Raw genomic sequence first — 19,895 nt, 5'->3', positions numbered from 1 at the left:
AATGAACAAACAAGTGATGGTTTTGAGTTGTCTACTGTTTTTCGGTACTGGCTGTGCTGGACATCATTTCACTACCGAGGGTCGGGAATCGGTATCTTTGTACTTGCACCACCCTGGCTCCTCCCATGTCCAGTTTGCATCTTCTATCGACAGATACACACTTCATGACACCCATAGGAATCTGTTTGGATTATGGGAAATCAGCAAGCCACTTACCCCTGGGAGCAGCTATTTTTATATTATTGATGGGTCTGTTTTTATTCCAGACTGTCGCTTCAGGGAAACCGATGATTTCGGTTTTGAAAATTGCCTTTATCAGCCTTAGACTGGTAACCTTTTCGTTTGTCAGACGTTGTAAAGATATAAGGCTTGTTGCAACGAGCTGCCATGGAAAGTCAATATGTGTTTTGGAGGAAGGTATGAAAAGAGGTGTTTATTCTATTTTAGTTTGGTTGAGTCTGGTTTTAATGGCTGTTTCAGCTTCTGCTGCAGAAGAGGTTACAGATATCCCCACTGCCTGGTCAAATGAGCTTCAGGCTTCAACACAAAGCGTCATTCAAGCCGGACTGGAGAAAGATGATGGCGTACTCATGACCCGGGCAATGATCAGGGCTCAATTTGAAGAGCGTAACATTGTAAAGGCTCAGCACATTGTAGCGAAAACCCTGAAAAATGACCTGCCGGTAGAGCCAGTTATGAACAAGGCATACGAAGGCATAGCAAAAGGAATTCCTGCGGAATCGGTTGTCCAGGCAATGGAAAGGGTTAGATCCCGTTACGAACATGCATATGGTCTTGCCGGTCAATTATCCAAGAAAAAAGAGGTGGTAGATACGCTTGGTAATGCGTTTGCATCAGGGAGTGCTGCTGGTCTTTCCAGGGAGGATGCTGAACAGATTGTCAGTCGCCTCCAGGTGAGGGCACGTGAAATGGAACAGAGCCAACTGGAAGATCTGGCAACCGAATGTATGTTAACTGCCCGAGATATGGTGCGACAAGGTGTATTGTCAGAGACTGCAACAGATGTTGTAAACCAGGCTTTGGATAAAGATTTCAACGTACAGGAAATGCAATCCCTGCGCAGTTCATTTATGTCCCAAAGCGCCCTGGGATCTGGGGAATCGCTGGCAAAGAACTATTCAGACGCCATTCAGAATGGAAATGGCTCCCTGGACAATAGAGGAAACTCATTCGGCGGCAATACCGACGCCGGAAACGCTGATAGCGGAGGGTCAGATGGAGGCGGCAATAATGGCTCCGCTGGCGACTCTGGTTCAGGTGGAGACAGTAGCGGAGGCAACTCAGACGGTGGCAATGGTGGGGGCAATGGCGGTAGTGGTGGCAATGGTGGATCAAATGGTGGATCTGGACGCTAAACTGTCAACAAAGGAACTTGGATTTTAAATTTGCTTGAATCAATCTGCAATTTTGCAGACTGACCCAAGGCCACTCCCTTAGGGGGGTGGCCTTTTGGCTTTGTTTCTTCCGGGTCAGGCTCCAGATGAAAGACCATCACACAAGAGTTATATAACTGTTCTTAGAAGTAACTTCAGTGATACAACAGATTTTGTGTATTCAAGATATTATCAACCTCGACAACACTGCTGCAATGTAATTGCAGAATCATTACAGCAAATTTGTCGCTATCCGACCAACCTCTTCCTCCAGGGAAGCTCCTTTCCACTTGCTCCTTTTTCCCATATCCTTTATTCTTGCAGCTTCAATAACAACCACAAGGAGACTCTTATGGAATACTCTTCTGAAGTAAAAGAAATGTGTCCACTAATCCAGGGAACCAATCATGGTCCCTCGCCCATCCCCCAAGAAGGTGGCTGGACACAGGCAAAGGAAATAAAAGACATTCGTGGACTGACCCACGGAGTTGGCTGGTGTGCACCTCATCAGGGCGCCTGTAAGCTGACCCTGAATATTAAAGACGGCATTATCGAAGAAGCACTCATCGAAACCATTGGCTGTACCGGAATGACCCATTCCGCCGCCATGGCCTCTGAGATTTTGCCCGGCAAAACAATCCTAGAAGCACTCAATACTGATCTTGTCTGTGATGCCATCAATGTTGCCATGCGCGAACTCTTCCTGCAAATCGTCTATGGCCGCAGCCAATCCGCATTTTCTGAGGGAGGTCTTCCCATTGGTGCCGGTCTTGAAGACCTGGGTAAAGGATTGCGTTCCGTTACGGCAAGCACCTATGGCACAAAGCTCAAAGGCCCACGATATCTTGAAGTCACCGAAGGCTATGTTCTGGAGCTGGCCCTTGATGGTGACAATGAAATCATTGGCTACAAATTTGTCCATCTTGGTCGAATGATGGAAGCAATTAGAAATGGTGAAGACGCCAACAAGGCCCTTGAAAAAGCGACGGGGACCTATGGTCGTTTCGCAGAAGCCGTTAAAACCATTGATCCGCGTAAGGAATAAGGAGAATCTCATGGCATTATTTGAAAGTTATGAAAGGCGGATCGATCAGATCATCCCTGTTCTTGAAGAGTATGGAATAAAAAGCCTTGAAGAGGCCAAGGAAGTATGTGATGCATATGGTGTTGATGTTGCCCGTATTGTAAAAGACATCCAGCCCATCTGCTTTGAAAATGCCTGCTGGGCATATACCGTTGGTGCTGCCATTGCCATCAAAAAAGGGGAGACAAAGGCCGTTGATATTGCCGCAACTCTTGGTATTGGACTTCAGGCTTTCTGCATCCCGGGATCCGTTGCGGATCATCGTCAGGTAGGTATAGGGCACGGAAATCTTGCCTCCATGCTCCTGCGTGAAGAGACAAAATGCTTTGCCTTTATTGCTGGACATGAGTCTTTTGCCGCGGCTGAAGGGGCTATCGGCCTGGCCATGTCTGCAAACCGTGTCCGGAAAGAACCGCTGCGTGTAATCCTGAATGGTCTCGGCAAGGATGCCTCACATATCATTTCCCGCATCAACGGCTTCACCAGTGTGGAGACACGGTTTGATTATGCCACCTCGCAGCTGAAAGTCATAAAGGAAAAACGTTTTTCCGAAGGCCCTCGTGGAGAGGTTCGCTGCTATGGTGCAGATGATGTCCGTGAAGGTGTTGCCATCAATCATCTGGAAGGAGTCGATGTCTCCATTACTGGAAACTCTACCAACCCTACCCGTTTTCAGCATCCCGTTGCAGGAACCTACAAAAAGGAATGCAATATTAGTGGAAAAAAATATTTTTCTGTTGCATCAGGTGGCGGAACGGGACGTACTCTTCATCCTGACAACATGGCAGCTGGCCCTGCATCCTACGGAATGACAGACACCATGGGACGCATGCATTCCGATGCCCAGTTTGCCGGATCTTCCTCGGTACCCGCACATGTTGAAATGATGGGCCTTATCGGTATGGGAAACAATCCCATGGTTGGAGCATCGGTTGCTGTTGCTGTCGCTCTGGAACAGGCCAGTTAAAAAAACGACTTTCACACAAGCACAAAAACCCTCTCATACTCATCGTATAAGAGGGTTTTTGTTTCTACTCCAAAACTCTTTCTTAACAGCAGGACTTAAGATCACTCACCTTCTGGTACGGCAGGTGTGGGCGCTGTAGCATCATGTATTTTTTCCTTCCCTTTTTCCCAGGTGGTTTTCCCCTTTTCTTTGGCTAATTTCCATGCCTTTTCTGACTCTTCTTTAGTTGCATCCCAGGCCTCTTTGGAACCTTCCTTTGCTGCCTCCAATGCTTTCTTCGAGGAATCTGCTGTGGCATCTCCAACCGCATGAGCCGCTTCACCGATTTCCTTTCCAGCCTTGTGCCAACCTGTTGCCTTTTCAGGTGCAGCAACATCCTCTGCTACAACTTCCTGAGCAGAAACTATAGAAGCAGTGGCCATCAAGCCGAAAAATAGAATCATCAGCAATATTTTCTTCATAGCAATACTCCTTTATACGTTGTTTATCAGGTAACTACTTTTCGATTAAGCAAAGTCCCCTAAAGGATCTGACTCAGGAAGAGCTTAGTTCGATCCGATTGAGGATTATCAAAGAATTCATTGGGTTCATTCTCTTCGATGATTTCCCCAGCATCCATAAAAAGAACACGGTTAGCAACGGTCTTGGCAAATCCCATCTCATGGGTAACGCAGAGCATGGTCATTCCTTCCCGCGCAAGATCAACCATAACATCGAGTACCTCTTTGATCATCTCAGGATCAAGTGCCGATGTGGGCTCGTCAAAAAGCATAATGGATGGATTCATACAGAGACTTCTGGCAATAGCAACACGCTGCTGCTGACCACCGGAAAGTTGTCCAGGAAACTTACTTGCCTGATCTGCGATCTGAACTCGCTCAAGATATTTCATGGCAATGGCCTCAGCGTCCCTTCGAGGTTTCTTCTGAACCCAGATAGGGGCAAGGCAGCAATTTTCCATAACGGTTAAATGAGGAAAAAGATTGAACTGCTGAAAAACCATGCCGATATCACGACGTACCCTGTCAATACGTTTCAAGTCGTCATCAAGAGTCACTCCTGAAACAATGATGTCACCTTTCTGGTGTTCTTCAAGACGATTCATGCAGCGAATAAGCGTCGACTTACCACATCCCGAGGGACCACAGATAATAATGCGCTCTCCCTTGGATACCTGCAGATTGATGTTCTTCAAGACATGAAAATCACCATACCATTTATTGACATTACGCAACTCCACCATCACGTCATTTGAAGTATCTTGCTTGCCTTGTGTAGCTGTCATATTTGTACTCATTTATCTAATGTTGATCTTAGTTGGTGCCTGCCTGTAAATGGCCTTATCCCCCTACTATCGTGCATGCCCACGGTGCAATTTTTTCTCCAGATACTGAGAATATCGAGACATGGAAAAACAGGATACCCAGTATACACTTGCCACAAAAACGTAACCCTCCACCGAAAAGCCAAGCCATTTGGGGTCGGCAAAGGCTGACTGGACCACAGCGAGCAAATCAAAGAGTCCTATAATCAGAACCAGGGTTGTATCTTTAAACAGTGCAATAAAGGTATTAACTATCCCAGGGATAACCAGTTTTAACGCCTGGGGCAGAATAATAAAAAACATCGATTTCCAATAGGAAAGTCCGAGGGCTTCTGCTGCTTCCAGTTGCCCTTTGGGGATCGCCTGCAACCCCCCACGCACAACCTCTGCCATGTAAGCAGACTGGAAGAATATAATCCCGATCATTGCACGGAGCAGTTTATCAATCTGCATCTCCTCAGGAATAAACATCGGAAGCATAACCGAGGACATAAAGAGAACAGTAATAAGCGGAACTCCACGCCAGAACTCGATAAAGACCACAGACATCGATTTCGCTATGGGCATTGACGACCTGCGCCCCAGGGCCAACAGAATACCGATGGGAAAGGAGAAGAACATCCCGGTTGTGGCGAGGATCAGGGTCAGCATCAGCCCACCCCACTTATAGGTTTCCACAAGTGGCAGTCCAAACGCTCCACCATAAAAAAGATAGTAAGCGATGACTGGATAACAAAAAATTGTAAAGGCACCGACCAGACCTTTTCTAGGGAGACGGTCAATCAACAGCCAGGCGACAAGTACACCAATTAGAGAAAACGCTGTCACTACTCTCCAATACTCGGAAGGTGGGTAGAAACCAAAGAGAAACTGATCCAGCCGTACTCCGACAAAAACCCAACATGCACCATCGCTGGTACACGCCTCCCTAGTTGTTCCCACCCAGTCTGCCTGAAACAATGCCCAGTTAATTGCTGGTGGCAGAATACTATACAACAGATAAAATCCTGCGAGGGTGAACAGTGTGTTAAGGGGAGAAGAAAACAAATTCTGTCTCAGCCAGCCAACAACACCTACGGAAGTTATTGGTGCCGGCAAAGAGGGACTTGGTTCTGTTACATGTATAGTCATATCACCTCTCCACCAACATAATTTTCTTGTTATACCAGTTCATGAATCCTGAAATAGTCAAACTGATAAAGAGATAAACACTCATCGTCATGGCTATTATTTCAATGGCCTGACCGGTTTGATTAAGTGTGGTTCCCGCAAAAACAGCGACCAGATCGGGATACCCGATCGCAGTAGCAAGGGATGAGTTTTTCACCAGGTTCAAGTACTGAGACGTCAGCTGTGGGATAATAACCCGCATGGCTTGAGGAATTACAACCAGCTTCAAGACCTTGCTCTTGTGAAGACCAAGGGCCGACGCAGCTTCGGTTTGACCATTGCTTACCGCGAGAATCCCTGAGCGTACAGCTTCAGCAATAAAGGTTGCCGTGTAAACAGAGAGTGCCACCAGCAGGGCAGTGAGTTCGGGAATAATCGTCATCCCGCCAATAAAGTTAAAGCCCTGCAGTTTGGGAACATCCCAGGTAAGAGGCGAGCCAAGTGCAAAAAAGACCAGCAGCGGAAGGCCGACGATCAGGGCAAAAGCCACTCGGAACATCTTGAACTGTTGCCCGGTATCATCCTGACGCTTTTTGGCCCACCTTCTAATAAAGACTGTGGCCACAACTGCAAGAACAAAGGTCCAGATTACAAAACTAAACCCCTCACCTAACAATGGCTGCGGAAGATACATCCCTCGGATATTTAAGAATGCGATCTCTCCTGCAGTCCAGCTCTGTCTTGGGGATGGCAGGCTACGAAGAACAGCAAAATACCAGAAAAATATCTGAAGCAACAGTGGAATATTACGAAACATCTCCACATATACCCCAGCCAGCTTTGCTATCAGCCAGTTATTGGACAACCTTGCCACACCAACGGTAAAACCGATAATGGTGGCGAAAATAATACCGAGCCCCGAGACAAGTAGTGTGTTCAAGAGACCGACCAGGAAGGTTCGACCGAAGGTATACGACTCGTCATAGGGGACCAGACTCTGAAGAATTCCAAAGCCGGCTTTTAAGGATAAAAAGCCAAATCCTGTTGAGATTCCACGCTTATCAAGATTGGCCAGGGTATTCGTTCCGATAAACCAGAAGAATCCTGCAAGCATGGCCACCAGCACAACCTGAAAGAACAGGGAGCGATACTGGGCATTATTCCACCAATGCTGTTTTTGAGATGTTTTAGACATAGTAACTACCTAAAGTAATAGACTGAAGGCAGAAGGCTGAAGTATTTCAAGCTGACCCTTCAGCCTTCTGCCTTGAGTCTTCATTCCTACCATGGATACGAAACAAAAAAGGGACACTTTCCAATCCAGAAAGCGTCCCTTTTTCAGTCAACAACTGAATCAGCGAACAGGAGGCGCATACATAATGCCGCCTTTACTCCACAGTGCATTCAGGCCACGGGCAATCTTCAATGGAGAACCAGCACCAACATTGCGCTCAAAAATCTCACCATAGTTACCAACCTGCTTGATGATCTGGTAGGCCCAATCATCGTTGAGACCAAGTCCTTTACCGCCAATTCCCTCGAGGCCAAGAAGTCTGCGAACAGCCGGGCTGTTGGAATTTGCTTTCATCTCATCAACGTTGGCTGACGTTACACCGTACTCCTCAGCCTCAATCATTGCATTGAGGGTCCATTTAACGATATTAAACCAGGCATCATCCCCCTGACGTACAACCGGTCCGAGAGGTTCCTTAGAAATAACTTCAGGAAGGACAACGGCTCCCTCTGGATCTTTAAGATGGGTGCGCAGTCCGTACACCTGAGACTGATCCGAGGTAAGAACATCACAACGGCCATTATCAAATGCCGCTGCAGTTGCGTCATGGGTATCAAAAACTACCGCTTTGTATTCCATGTTGTTTTCTTTGAAATAGTCAGCAAGATTTAATTCGGTGGTGGTCCCGGACTGAATACAGACGGCAGCGCCATTAAGTTCCAGAGCTGATTTCACGCCAAGCTTTTTGGAAACCATAAAGCCCTGACCATCATAGTAGTTTACACCAGTGAAGTTCAGACCAAGTGAAGAGTCACGGGTAAGAGTCCAGGTGGTTCCACGTACGAGAGCATCAATTTCACCTGACTGCAGAGCAGTGAAACGCTCTTTAGCGTTCAATGGTACAAATTTAATCTTGGTTGCATCACCAAGTGTGGCGGCAGCAATCGCTTTACAGACATCAACGTCAATACCGGCCCAAGCACCTTTTTCATCGGCGATGGAAAACCCTGGAAGACCAGTTGAAACACCACACTGAAGGGCTCCACGCTTCTGAACTTCCTCTTTTGTGGATGCCTGAGCAAATCCGGCAGAAATAACAAGAGTTACAACCGTGGCAACAAGTGCCCATGTAATCTTTTTCATGCAACATTCTCCTGTAGAAAAAATTTTAAAATTACAATAGGTTAATAAAAAAAAAAGACCTATCTCTACAAACCATCGTTAAACTGCAATGATACTACCAATCGTTATCAAGAATGTCTATCATAAATAAAAAAAAATCTACCGCTAAATCTTGCTCCGAGCGGGCTCTCTTCTCTATGCTTTTAAAGATTGCTATGGTAGAATCCCGCAATGAAAAATTCCACAGCTCATACTGTTCTTGTGGTCGACGATCACAAGGTGAACCTTATCCTTCTCTCCAGAATTCTCGAAGAGGAAGGCTATACCGTTATAACCGGAAACAACTCCAGAGATGCTCTCCAACATCTCCATAATCAGTCACCTGATATTATTCTGCTCGATGTAATGATGCCTGGAATGGATGGCTTCTCCCTGTGCCGGAAACTCAAAAAAGACAAAAAATTCTCTGACATTCCAATAATATTCCTCACATCACGTTCCCAGAAAGAAGATATCGTAGAAGGTTTCAATGCGGGAGGAAATGATTACATTACCAAGCCTTTTAATCGCCAGGAGCTCCTGGCTCGGGTTCGTAATCATCTTCACCTCTATGACACACTGCTCGAAAACAAACGCCTGATAAGACTTTCCGATGAGGCCAGCCATTCGAAAACCGAGTTTCTAGCTTCCATGAGTCACGAGATTCGCACCCCATTGAACTCTATCATCGGTATGGCCGAAGTTCTCAGCGACACGCCTCTCAGCGATGAGCAGCGTAATTATGTACATATCTTCCGTTCTGCCGGGGAAAGCCTTCTCGAGATCATCAATGACATCCTGGACCTCTCAAAAATTGAGGCTGGCCAGACAGACCTTGAAGCCATTGATTTCCACCTCCCATCTCTTCTTGATTCGGTACTCTCCATCCTTTCAGTGCGAGCCGTGGAACAAAACACCCACTTATCAGTTCACATTCACGAGGACGTTCCTGACGGAATCTGCGGCGACCCTACAAGACTTCGTCAGATCCTCATCAATCTTGTGGGAAATGGTCTCAAGTTTACTGAGAACGGAACGGTTACAATTAATGTAGCAAGAGACTCCAAATCCAAACTCCTCTTCTCGATCAAGGATACCGGCATAGGTATTCCTGTTGAAAAGCAGGAACTTATATTTAACAGCTTTACTCAGGCCGACTCTCTTACAACCAGAAAATATGGTGGAACGGGCCTGGGCCTGACCATCTGCCAGAAACTCACAAAAATCATGAAGGGTAAAATCTGGCTTGAAAGTGTTCCCGGGCAGGGATCAACCTTCTTTTTTACCTGCAGTTTCCGCCCTGCCCTTTCCGATCCGAAACCTGCTGTTGAACGATCACCACTTCCAGCGAGCTGTAATATTCTTCCCCCTGCAAGAATTCTGATTGTCGATGATAATGAGGATAACCGTAACCTGCTCTGCCTCTATTTACGTAACACGCCTTTTATTCTAGTTACTGCCGAAAATGGGGAAGAAGCTGTGAATGTATTTAAACGCTCCCCATTTGACCTGGTCTTTATGGATATTGAAATGCCACTTATGGATGGCTACGAAGCGACCCGTCGCCTCAGGCTATGGGAAAGGGAGCAGAAGCTCGATCCTACACCAATCGTTGCACTCACGGCCCATGCTTTTGTTCGATTTCGGAAAAAATGCATGGATGCTGGCTGTTCCGACTATCTCACCAAACCTGTTCGCAGGGCCACTCTTATTCACACTATCTCCACTCATCTTAACCTCATACAAAGCAACTCCACCAAAATTGACGAAGGCCTCCACCCTCCTCCAAGGAAAAGAACACTACAGGCCAACACCATTCCACGAGTATCACTTGATCCCAAAATCAAAAATTTAATTCCACGATTCCTTAAAAACAAAAGAACAGATGCAGAGAAACTCTTTCAGATAATTGAATCAGGAGACTTGGAAGAATTACGCAAGCAATCCCATACCATTAAAGGGACTTCATGGATGTATGGTTTCAAGGAATTAGGGGACCTCTGTTTTAACCTTGAACAGGCGGCAAGAGACAATGATACGACTCACGCTTTTCAGCTTACAGTCCAAATAAAAGACTATCTGAACAATGTCCAAATAGTATACAAGGAGTCATAGAGGTTCCTGTTCTTCTTTTTCTGCCTCTTCTTGAAAAAAGTCTCTTACTTTTTCTGCAACTTACTGATAGAATGAACAAACATGTACAAATAACTCAGGAGACCGAACAATGGACCCGCAAACCCGCATTGTACTGATTGATGATGACCAGGACGCCTGCGATCTGCTGAAAATGCAGCTTGAAGACACCGGAAGAATGCTTGTACGTTACAACACCAATGGTGCCGAGGCTTTAAATTTTATCACTCAGGAACTTCCGGATATTGCCATTCTTGACATAAACATGCCAGACACTCACGGTGTTGAGATTGCGTCCATGCTTGCAGAAAATTCTGCCACATCCAGCATTCCAATTCTCTATCTTTCAGGTATGGTTACCCCGGATGAAGCAGGAAATATGGCGAGAGGTGAGAACACACCATCGCTTATCTCTAAGGGGTCTCCGATAGAAGAGCTTATTGCTGCCATTGACAATCTCACAACATCCTGAGGACAACAGCCCCCTTGCCTTCCCCACGGAACAAATCCGCCCGTTTTGTCGCAATTACCACTCTGTGTGAGTTACAAAAAAGTCGAACCCCAGTCAATACCATTTTTACCAGCGTACTGACCGAGCATCCTCTTGAAAACAATGACCGACAATTAGCTGCAAATCTCATTTTCGGTTTGCTTCGTAACCGGGAGTCACTCGACATCATGCTGCAATATCTTTGCAGGCAACCGCTCAAGAAATTCCATCCTTTTGTTCTCCAGGCCCTTAGAGTTGGCCTTTTTCAGATCATGTACCTTGATCGCATCCCGGAATCTGCGGCGGTCAATGAATCGGTGAAAGCGTTACAGGCTATGCATTTGCCTAAAAGGCTTCACGGATTCGTCAACGGCGTGTTGCGCAATGCCATTCGTAAACGTGAGGAGCTACTCTCCCTTACTGAAAACCCTGCCAGCCCCATCCTCAACCACCCCGAGTGGCTGACAAAAAGTTGGGAAAAACGATATGGCAGGCTTGAGACCTTACGTATCTGCAGGCAAAACAATGATCAGGCTGCCCTCAGTCTGCAAATCAACTCCTGCGTCACCGACAGAGACACATTTGGCAAAATTCTGTCTCAGAACGGCATAAACAGCCATTCCGGTAAATACTGTTACAATACTCTGATTCTAGAAGACTTTAATGGAACTGTCCATGAGATTCCCGGTTTTACTGAAGGACATTTCCAGATTCAGGATCAGGGAGCTCAGTTATTAGCACATCTTGTAGGTCCCATGACAGATAAAGGTGAATATCTTGATGCCTGCGCTGGGGTGGGTGGTAAGACAAGTGTTCTGATCCAGATGGCAAAAACTCCTATGGCGAGTGTTGCAGCAGCAGAGCCGGACAAAGGTCGCCGCACCAGGTTCACCGAGAATATGAAACGCCTTCACCCTGATCTTGACATCCCCCTGTTCTCCGGCACACTACAGGAACTCGCAACTATAACCAGTAAACGATTTCACGGCATCCTACTTGACGCCCCCTGCTCTGGAACCGGTGTTATTCGTCGCCATCCCGACATACGCTGGAACAGACGGCCTGAAGATCTGAACCGATATCAGGAAATTCAGCTTGAGCTTTTACAAGCAGGGACCACTCTTCTTCTTCCTGGTGGCACTCTGGTATACGCAACCTGTTCCCTTCAGGAGGAAGAAAATGAGCAGGTCATCGAACGCTTTCTGGCAGCCAATACAGATTTTATCCTGGAAGAATGCTCAGCCTCCCTTCCGTCCAAAGCCCACTCACTTTGCAATAAAAACTTTTTCGCACCATTACCTGGGAATGAAATTGATGGATTTTTCGGCGCCAGACTGAAGCGGTTAGCAGAAGCATCACTTAAGACCCTTAAAAGATAATAAGAAATATTGCCTCAGGCATATTTAGCCCCAAAGTCGTAGGCTCAAAACCTTCTCCCATATCGTCCCCAAACCCGGTATATTTCCTGCATTGTATCATCAAGACCATGGCTGTTATTTTCAATGAAGATATCGATCTCCTATGGTACAAAGAGCATCAGGTTTTTTTCTTTTTTATTATACTTTAAACAGGACATTATGGCTGAGATACGAAGTACTCTGGATATGGTTATGGAGCGTGCGGCAAGGATGGCTGCACGTGCTGGGGACGTGCCTGCAGATCAGGAAGACGAAAAACAGGGAATGCGCCTGGTTACAGATTTCATGAACGGACAGCAATCAGACCTGTCGGCACTCCTGCAGCAGGAGGGAACCACGGATCAGGCGGCAGTCAGACGTGGAATGGTAAAGGCTCTGGTCCGAAACATTGTGGTACCACGAGATGAAATGCTTATGAATAGCAGCGCTACTGCTCTTTCCGGTCTCCTCAATCTTTCTCACGAAGCTGACGATGAAGTGCAATCTGTCTGCACCGAATTAACCCAGCTCCTGGAACAATACGCCCAGCACAAAGAACAGATAAAGCATCAGCTTGAAGATGCCATCAGGGCCCAGCTGGCGCAGCAACTTCAGGAACAGACCGGGGAAAGCGGCGACCCAATGAAAATCGACCCAACGAGACACCCCCAGTATCAAAAGGAATGGTCCCAGGCTCAGGCCAACCTGAATGACCAATACACCCAGGCATTTGAGCAGCGCAAAGAAATCCTGAAACAGCGGCTCAGCAAATGAGTACCACAAAACGAATCAAAAAAATACAGGCGAGACTGCGGCGTAAAAAAATCGATGCAATCCTCATAAGTCAACCGCACAACAGGCGTTACCTGAGCGGCTACACAGCCACTGACCATGATATCGGAGAAAGCTCCGGATCACTTCTTATTCCCGCACGGAAAAACCCCCTTCTGCTCACTGACTTTCGTTTTCAGATCCAGGCTGAACGTGAAACAAAAGAGATGAGGGTTCTGCTCTACCCAAAAGGACTGCAGGCCCTCTTGAAAGAACTCCTGCCGGATCTTGGGATTTCAAGCCTCGCCTTCGAGAGCCACTACACCTTGCATAATGTGGCTGAAAAACTGCAGACCATGTGCAGCAAACTTTCGATCTCCCTCCATCCGACTTATGGGATAGTTGAAAAGATGCGGACGATCAAAAACAAAAAAGAAATTGAGAAAACTCGCAGCTCTGTGCTCCTCAACGAACAGGTATTTCAGACAGTCTATAAAACAATAGTTCCCGGACAAACCGAAATCGACATAGCACTTGCTCTGGAATCCACAATGCGCCGGAGAAGTGCTGAAGCGCCCAGTTTTGAAAGCATCGTAGCCACAGGTGAACGCAGCGCTCTCCCCCATGCGGTTCCCGGACCCGTCAAGATTGAAAAACATAAACCTCTTATGATTGATATGGGTCTCATCCTTGATGGCTACTGCTCCGACATGACCAGAACCTTTACTCTTGGAAAAGCGAGTAAAAAATACCTTGAAATCCATCGACTGGTTCGCAAAGCACAGCTTGCCGGAATACAGAAGATACGTGCCGGAGTCACTGCTGCTGCAGTGGATAAAGCAGCACGCAGAGTTATTAGTGATGCGGGCTATGGTAAATTCTTTGGCCACGCGCTCGGACACGGTGTAGGACTTGCCGTGCACGAAGAGCCACGCCTCTCGTCTCGCAATCGTAAGCAACTGAAGGCCGGGATGATCGTCACAGTAGAACCCGGCATTTATCTGCCAGGCTGGGGCGGTATACGCCTTGAAAACATGGTCGTTGTCCGAGAAGATGGCTGCGAAATACTAAATAACGATACGACCTGGCTTGATATCTAACACAAAACCTTACACCAACCACAAAGCACATGAGTGACCAGAAATATTTTGTTCTTGATACCAATGTTCTGCTCCACAATGCAGATTCCCTGAACTCCTTTGCAGACAACTATGTCGTACTGCCCATGACCGTCATTGAAGAACTCGACAAATTCAAACGACATAACGACGAACTGGGACGCAATGCCCGACATGTTATCCGACAACTGGACAAACTCCGTATTGCAGGCTCCCTGAAAGAGGGCGTTTCCATGGAAAATGGGGGTATACTCAAAATCACAGTTGAACGACGGGATATGCCGGGTGCTCTCCTGGACATGAGCGTGGCCGATAATCGCATCCTGGCCGTGGCAAACAGTTTACACGAAGAAGGCCACTCGGTTATTTTCGTTTCCAAGGATATTAATGCCCGTCTCAAGGCCGATGCCCTTGGTATTGACACCATGGATTTTGAAAAACAGAAATGCAACGTCGACGATCTTTATACTGGCTGGCGTCAGACATCAGTTCCCTCGGAAGTCATCGACCGTTTTTATACTGATAAAAATCTGGATGCAGAGGGGTTTGATTTTTATCTTAACGAATTCATCCTTCTCCAGGACGAAGGAAACCTTAAACATTCCGCTCTTGGTCGGGCAACGGGAAACAACAACCTCACCCACCTCAATTCTCAATACGAACAGGCATGGAGTATCCATCCGAGATCCAAAGAACAACGTATGGCCCTGGAATTACTCCTTGACCCGGAAATCAGCCTGGTCACCATGATCGGCCAGGCAGGTACCGGCAAGACCCTTCTTGCTCTAGCCGCCGGGCTTGAATGTGTTATTCATAGGGAGAGCTACGAGCGGCTTCTGGTATCAAGACCGGTTATTCCCATGGGTAAAGATATTGGATATCTCCCAGGAACTAAGGATGAAAAGCTCACCCTCTGGATGCAACCTATCTTTGACAATCTCACCTATCTGATGCGCCATGATCGCAGAGAAGAAGACGAAGGCCGTGTCCAGATGAAAGTCGACAACCTCCTTAAAACCCATCAGGTGGAACTCGAAGCACTCACTTACATCCGCGGTCGATCTATTCCCCGCCAGTTTGTCATTGTGGATGAAGCCCAGAATCTCACCCCTCACGAAGTAAAGACAATTATCTCCCGCGCTGGCGAAAACACCAAAATGGTTTTCACCGGGGATCCACAGCAGATTGATAACCCTTATCTTGATTCGGCCTCCAATGGACTCTCTTACGCGGTTGAAAAATTAAAAGGACATAGTATATATGGGCACATTACTTTAAACAAAAGTGAACGGAGTCCACTATCTGCCATAGCTGCCGACTATTTATAAATCAGGCTTGCAGGCTGAAGGCCTAAGACTGAAGGGAATAACGCATACCACGTCCTCTTTCTTTCAACCCAACCCCTTCTTCCTTCTGCCTTACAACTTAACCACCTTAATACCATGCGCCAATTCGTTGTTGATGATCTATCCCCCATGGAACGGGATAATATAGACTCCTACCTGAAACGTAATTTAAAAATGGGCCCCATGATCGGGCTTTACTGGATAGTCATACCGGAAGAGTTACTTACCGATGTCCAACAGAAACACACAGATTGTGCCCCCTTTTATTTCGGAGTCGAAATCGAGAAGGACTCAGTCTGTTTTGAATTACTGGTTCGCAGTAATGCACACTTACATTGTGACTGCATTGCCCATGCGACACCACAACAACGCCAATATGTACTTGATCTTATTGACACCATGCTTGAAGAAGAACATATTCGCTCCTGAAAAATCCTGTCACCTAACACAAACGACCCTAGAAAAAGATCCGGAGACTCCATGAACACATCGGTTGATTCCACACCTGCTTTTATTGAAGCCACATATAAAAAGATGGATGCAAATATTGCAACCGTCCGTAAACGTATGGGCCGAGCCCTCACCTATGGTGAAAAAGTCCTCTATGGACACCTGGACAATGCTGATGATGCCGAGCTTGTTGCCGGCTCATCTTATATCAAAACCAGACCTGATCGCGTTGCTCTCCAGGATGCTACCGCTCAGATGGCCGTGCTTCAGTTCATGCTTGCTGACAAGAATGAAGCCGCAGTTCCGGTCACCGTTCACTGTGATCATCTCATAAGGGCCCAGAAGGGTGCCGAAAGTGATCTCAATATTGCCCGCATCGAAAACAGAGAAGTCTACGATTTTCTCTCCTCAGCATCCCAACGCTATGGCTTTGGCTGCTGGATGCCGGGAGCGGGAATTATTCATCAGGTGGTGATTGAGCAGTACGGTTTTCCAGGTTTAATGATGCTGGGTACCGATTCACACACACCACATGCCGGTGGCCTTGGAGCCTTTGCCTCGGGAGTTGGTGGTGCCGATGCCGTGGATGTAATGGTGGGACTTCCCTGGGAAGTACTGCATCCCAAATTTATAGGTGTTCACCTCACAGGTGAACTTCAGGGATGGGCTGCCCCAAAGGATGTTATCCTTAATCTTCTTGGCAAACTCACCTGTTCCGGAGGCACAAACCGTGTCTTTGAGTACTTTGGCCCCGGTGCTGACACCATCTCCTGCACAGGAAAGGCAACTATCTGCAACATGGGGGCTGAATTTGGTGCTACCACCTCCACCTTCCCCTACGACGAACATATGGCAACATTCCTTGCAGCCTGTAACCGTGAGGATGTTGCTCAGGTGGCAGATAAATACAAGCACCTTCTCCGGGCAGACGATGAAGTACTCGCCAATCCCGAGAATTATTTTGATCAGGTGATTGAGCTAGACCTGTCCACCCTTGAACCACATCTTGTAGGCCCCCACTCCCCGGATCGTGCCTGCACCGTTGCCAATATGACCCAATACGTCAAAGATGGCGGACATCCTGAAAACATCACCTATGCCCTGGTGGGATCATGCACCAACTCTTCCTATGAGGATATGGGAAGAATCACCGTTATGGCAGAGCAAATTGCCGCCCATGGTGCCAAATTAAAGATCCCAATGCTCATCACCCCTGGTTCTGAGCAGATTCGAGCCACCATAGAACGGGATGGCCAGCTTGCCAAACTCGAAGCCATTGGGGCTACCCTGCTTGCCAATGCCTGTGGCCCCTGCATTGGTCAATGGAACCGTGAGGGTATAGAGGAAGGATTCCGCAACTCCATCGTCACATCCTATAATCGTAATTTTCCCAAACGAAACGACGGAAACTCCGGCACCAGTGCTTTCATCGGTAGTCCTGAAACCTGTCTTGCCTATGCCATGACTGGAAGTTTCACCGTGAATCCGTTTACCACAGAATATACAGCAGCCGATGGATCCACATTTACTCTCACCCCTCCAGGAAAAGTGGATGAAACACCGCGCCTGAAACTTGTTCGCGATGATAAAGGCTTTCTCGCGCCAATTGACGACAGAACCAATATTACGGTACAGGTTTCTCCAGACTCTGAACGTCTTTCTCTGCTCACTCCGTTTGACCGCTGGAACGGTAAAGATTTTACTGGACTGCATTTACTGTTGAAGGCCAAAGGAAAATGTACCACCGATCATATTTCTCCAGCTGGCCCGTGGCTCCGTTTCAGAGGCCATCTGGATAACATCTCAGGAAACATGTTCAGTGGTGCTGTAAATGCATTTACCGGTGAACCCGGTAATGCAAGGAATCAACTCACCGGTGAATTACAGGAATACAACACGATTGCGAGAGAGTATACAGCAGCAGGTGAAAACTGGGTCGTTGTAGGTGACACAAACTACGGAGAAGGGTCATCACGTGAACATGCCGCCATGTGTCCACGCCATATGGGTGGTAGAGCTGTGATTACCCGCTCATTTGCCCGCATCCATGAAACCAATCTGAAGAAACAGGGTATCCTGCCTCTCACCTTTGCAGATGCTGCTGATTATGACCTGGTTCAGGAGGGTGACACTATAGATCTAACGGGTATTACTGAAATCAAACCTGGTTCAACCATCACTGCACGGTTGAATCATGATGATGGAACAACATCGGAAATAACTTTGAATCACTCCCTTAACGAGGAGCAGATTGACTGGTTTAAGGCCGGTTCGGCATTGAACTTTTTGAGAGGATAACGGCAGTAAAGGTAGGCAAAAAAAGCCGATGGATAATTCCATCGGCTTTTTTTTATTACAAACGTTTACAAATACTTCAGATCAATCAGTTGTCTCCATGGGGCGCCCGCAGCATACAGGTATTGCATCACCGCCCTTTAAGGCCATATATTTATTACAGGTGGTGCAGATAACGGTACACTCCTCCACGGCTTTATCTTCAGTATACTGAGTTGTTGCTGAAACGCCTTCAATGTGAAACCTGGCAAGATTTTGCTTGGAAGGGATATACTCTCCGATGGCAGTCATCCGCTTATTATCAGCAGCACAATCAACAACGACTCTCCATAGAGTTTCCATGGAGGCAGTTTCCTGCTCGTTCTCGGGAATAAACTCTACAATGTTCTTATCAATATGTATTTTCATGAAATATCCTATTCTGCCTGTTTTGCCTTAATTGCCTGGCCCACTTTCCGGCCAAGTTCAACACACTGCTGATAATCAGCATCTTCAGGGACGTACTTCACCTTCAGTCCATCATCTACAATATCAAATTTCATATCCGTCATAGCTTCGTTGAGTAACTTTACAGACTCACCTGACCAGCCAAAAGAGCCAAAAGCAGCACCAACTTTATTAAGAGGACGTAATCCACGCATATACATCAGGAATCCAGCCATTCGAGGCAGCAAACCATTATTCAATGTAGGACAGCCAAGAATAATAGCACTGGCATTCAGCACATCACGCATAACATCACTGCGATGATTATAACGCAGATTAACAAGCTGGTAGGAAATACCTTCATCCTGCAATCCTGCTCCGACACGTTTGGCCATTTCTTCTGTGGAATGCCACATGGTATCATAAACCACAAGGGCATTACCATCACCTCTTCCCTGGCTCCACTTATCGTAGGCTTCAATCGCCATGTTTGGATTTTTACGCCATATAACACCATGATCCGGAGCAATCATCTTGATTGGTAAATTCATTTCCTTCACCTTGGCAATCAACTTCTTTACCAGTGGTGAATAGAGGGTCAGGATATTGGCATAATATTTTGTAAGCTCTTCCAGAAGAATTGCCTGATCCACTTCATCATCAAAACGCTCACTGGTACCAAGGTGCTCACCAAAGGCATCAGAAGAGAAAAGTATCTGGTCTTCTACAAGATAGGTAAACATGGAATCGGGCCAGTGCAGCATCCGTGTTTCGAGGAAAGAAAGTGTTTTTTCTCCAAGACTCACGTCTTCGCCAGGCTTTGCAATCTGATAGGGCCAGTCTTCATGATGAAAATGTTGCACCAACGCCTTCTCACCCATCTTTGAACAGATGATTTTTTCAGGCTTAATGAGTTCGACCATGTCTGGAAGACTTCCGGAATGATCCATTTCCACGTGATTAACTACGATGTAATCAATCTTTTCAGGATCAACTATTTCCTTAATCCTGGCAAGCATGTCGTTTTTACACGATTTTTTTACGGTATCGATGAGAGTAATCTTCTCATCCATAATTAAAAATGCATTATACGTGGTACCTCTGTTAGTAGAATATCCGTGAAAATCACGAACGTCCCAGTCCACAGCACCGACCCAATAAACATTTTCGATAAGTTTAACCGGATTCATATCCC

The 19,895-nt window shown here is 46.7% G+C and carries 19 protein-coding genes; 12 read left to right on the top strand and 7 right to left on the bottom strand.

Translation table 11 applies throughout. The features are described 5' to 3' along the window. The first annotated feature begins 1 nt into the window (after nt 1). From UWK_RS07560 to UWK_RS07545, 4 genes are all read left to right on the top strand, one after another. Nucleotides 2–325: a hypothetical protein gene (locus UWK_RS07560; protein ID WP_015403771.1), complete on the top strand. Its 324-nt coding sequence runs from the start codon at nt 2–4 to the stop codon at nt 323–325. 94 nt (nt 326–419) lie between these two features. After that, nucleotides 420–1,376 (top strand): hypothetical protein, encoded by a 957-nt coding sequence (locus tag UWK_RS18380; protein WP_153304854.1) that lies wholly within the window; start codon nt 420–422, stop codon nt 1,374–1,376. A 370-nt stretch (nt 1,377–1,746) separates the two neighbouring features. Further along, complete coding sequence (locus tag UWK_RS07550; RefSeq protein ID WP_015403769.1) at nt 1,747–2,439, top strand: iron-sulfur cluster assembly scaffold protein; 693 nt, start codon at nt 1,747–1,749, stop codon at nt 2,437–2,439. Between the two features lie 10 nt (nt 2,440–2,449). Then, the gene (locus tag UWK_RS07545) at nt 2,450–3,445 is read left to right on the top strand and encodes a GGGtGRT protein (protein WP_015403768.1); all 996 of its coding nucleotides are present in this window, start codon (nt 2,450–2,452) and stop codon (nt 3,443–3,445) included. A 101-nt stretch (nt 3,446–3,546) separates the two neighbouring features. On the opposite strand, the gene UWK_RS18375 is transcribed toward UWK_RS07545, so the two are convergent. The 5 genes from UWK_RS18375 to UWK_RS07520 all read right to left on the bottom strand — a co-directional run bounded on the left by UWK_RS18375 (nt 3,547) and on the right by UWK_RS07520 (nt 8,256). Then, nucleotides 3,547–3,906, bottom strand: a complete 360-nt coding sequence (locus tag UWK_RS18375; RefSeq protein WP_015403767.1) for a hypothetical protein — start codon at nt 3,904–3,906, stop codon at nt 3,547–3,549. Nucleotides 3,907–3,965: 59 nt separating this feature from the next. Next, on the bottom strand, nt 3,966–4,730 hold the full coding sequence (locus UWK_RS07535) for an amino acid ABC transporter ATP-binding protein (protein ID WP_015403766.1): 765 nt from the start codon (nt 4,728–4,730) through the stop codon (nt 3,966–3,968). 66 nt (nt 4,731–4,796) lie between these two features. Next, nucleotides 4,797–5,900, bottom strand: a complete 1,104-nt coding sequence (locus tag UWK_RS07530) for an amino acid ABC transporter permease (RefSeq protein ID WP_015403765.1) — start codon at nt 5,898–5,900, stop codon at nt 4,797–4,799. A gap of 1 nt (nt 5,901) precedes the next feature. Beyond that, nucleotides 5,902–7,074 carry an amino acid ABC transporter permease gene (locus UWK_RS07525; protein WP_015403764.1) on the bottom strand — a complete coding sequence of 391 codons (1,173 nt, stop codon included), beginning with the start codon at nt 7,072–7,074 and terminating at the stop codon, nt 5,902–5,904. Nucleotides 7,075–7,233: 159 nt separating this feature from the next. Next, nucleotides 7,234–8,256 (bottom strand): amino acid ABC transporter substrate-binding protein, encoded by a 1,023-nt coding sequence (locus tag UWK_RS07520; RefSeq protein WP_015403763.1) that lies wholly within the window; start codon nt 8,254–8,256, stop codon nt 7,234–7,236. Nucleotides 8,257–8,466: 210 nt separating this feature from the next. Here UWK_RS07520 and UWK_RS07515 point away from each other — a divergent pair, with 210 nt between their 5' ends. The 8 genes from UWK_RS07515 to UWK_RS07480 all read left to right on the top strand — a co-directional run bounded on the left by UWK_RS07515 (nt 8,467) and on the right by UWK_RS07480 (nt 18,277). Continuing rightward, the gene (locus UWK_RS07515; protein ID WP_015403762.1) at nt 8,467–10,389 is read left to right on the top strand and encodes a response regulator; all 1,923 of its coding nucleotides are present in this window, start codon (nt 8,467–8,469) and stop codon (nt 10,387–10,389) included. Between the two features lie 109 nt (nt 10,390–10,498). Beyond that, complete coding sequence (locus tag UWK_RS07510) at nt 10,499–10,879, top strand: response regulator (RefSeq protein WP_015403761.1); 381 nt, start codon at nt 10,499–10,501, stop codon at nt 10,877–10,879. Nucleotides 10,880–10,893: 14 nt separating this feature from the next. Next, a complete protein-coding gene (rsmB, locus tag UWK_RS07505; protein WP_015403760.1) occupies nt 10,894–12,276 on the top strand; it encodes a 16S rRNA (cytosine(967)-C(5))-methyltransferase RsmB in 1,383 nt (460 codons plus the stop codon). A 198-nt stretch (nt 12,277–12,474) separates the two neighbouring features. After that, nucleotides 12,475–13,068 (top strand): DUF6657 family protein, encoded by a 594-nt coding sequence (locus UWK_RS07500; RefSeq protein ID WP_015403759.1) that lies wholly within the window; start codon nt 12,475–12,477, stop codon nt 13,066–13,068. Beyond that, nucleotides 13,065–14,165 carry a M24 family metallopeptidase gene (locus tag UWK_RS07495; RefSeq protein WP_015403758.1) on the top strand — a complete coding sequence of 367 codons (1,101 nt, stop codon included), beginning with the start codon at nt 13,065–13,067 and terminating at the stop codon, nt 14,163–14,165. The genes UWK_RS07500 and UWK_RS07495 overlap by 4 nt, the downstream gene beginning before the upstream one ends. Before the next feature lie 29 nt (nt 14,166–14,194). Beyond that, nucleotides 14,195–15,511, top strand: a complete 1,317-nt coding sequence (locus UWK_RS07490) for a PhoH family protein (RefSeq protein WP_015403757.1) — start codon at nt 14,195–14,197, stop codon at nt 15,509–15,511. A gap of 114 nt (nt 15,512–15,625) precedes the next feature. Then, a complete protein-coding gene (locus UWK_RS07485) occupies nt 15,626–15,958 on the top strand; it encodes a hypothetical protein (RefSeq protein WP_015403756.1) in 333 nt (110 codons plus the stop codon). 51 nt (nt 15,959–16,009) lie between these two features. After that, the gene (locus tag UWK_RS07480; RefSeq protein WP_015403755.1) at nt 16,010–18,277 is read left to right on the top strand and encodes an aconitate hydratase; all 2,268 of its coding nucleotides are present in this window, start codon (nt 16,010–16,012) and stop codon (nt 18,275–18,277) included. Between the two features lie 81 nt (nt 18,278–18,358). Here the strand turns inward: UWK_RS07480 and UWK_RS07475 are convergent, their stop codons facing one another. Beyond that, nucleotides 18,359–18,682 carry a hypothetical protein gene (locus tag UWK_RS07475; protein ID WP_015403754.1) on the bottom strand — a complete coding sequence of 108 codons (324 nt, stop codon included), beginning with the start codon at nt 18,680–18,682 and terminating at the stop codon, nt 18,359–18,361. Nucleotides 18,683–18,690: 8 nt separating this feature from the next. Beyond that, on the bottom strand, nt 18,691–19,890 hold the full coding sequence (locus UWK_RS07470) for an FprA family A-type flavoprotein (RefSeq protein WP_015403753.1): 1,200 nt from the start codon (nt 19,888–19,890) through the stop codon (nt 18,691–18,693). Between the last annotated feature and the right edge of the window lie 5 nt (nt 19,891–19,895).

The sequence above is a fragment of the Desulfocapsa sulfexigens DSM 10523 genome (assembly GCF_000341395.1).
GTDB lineage: Bacteria > Desulfobacterota > Desulfobulbia > Desulfobulbales > Desulfocapsaceae > Desulfocapsa > Desulfocapsa sulfexigens.
Note: the sequence above shows the minus strand (reverse complement) of the source record. Positions and strands in the feature narration are given on the sequence as shown.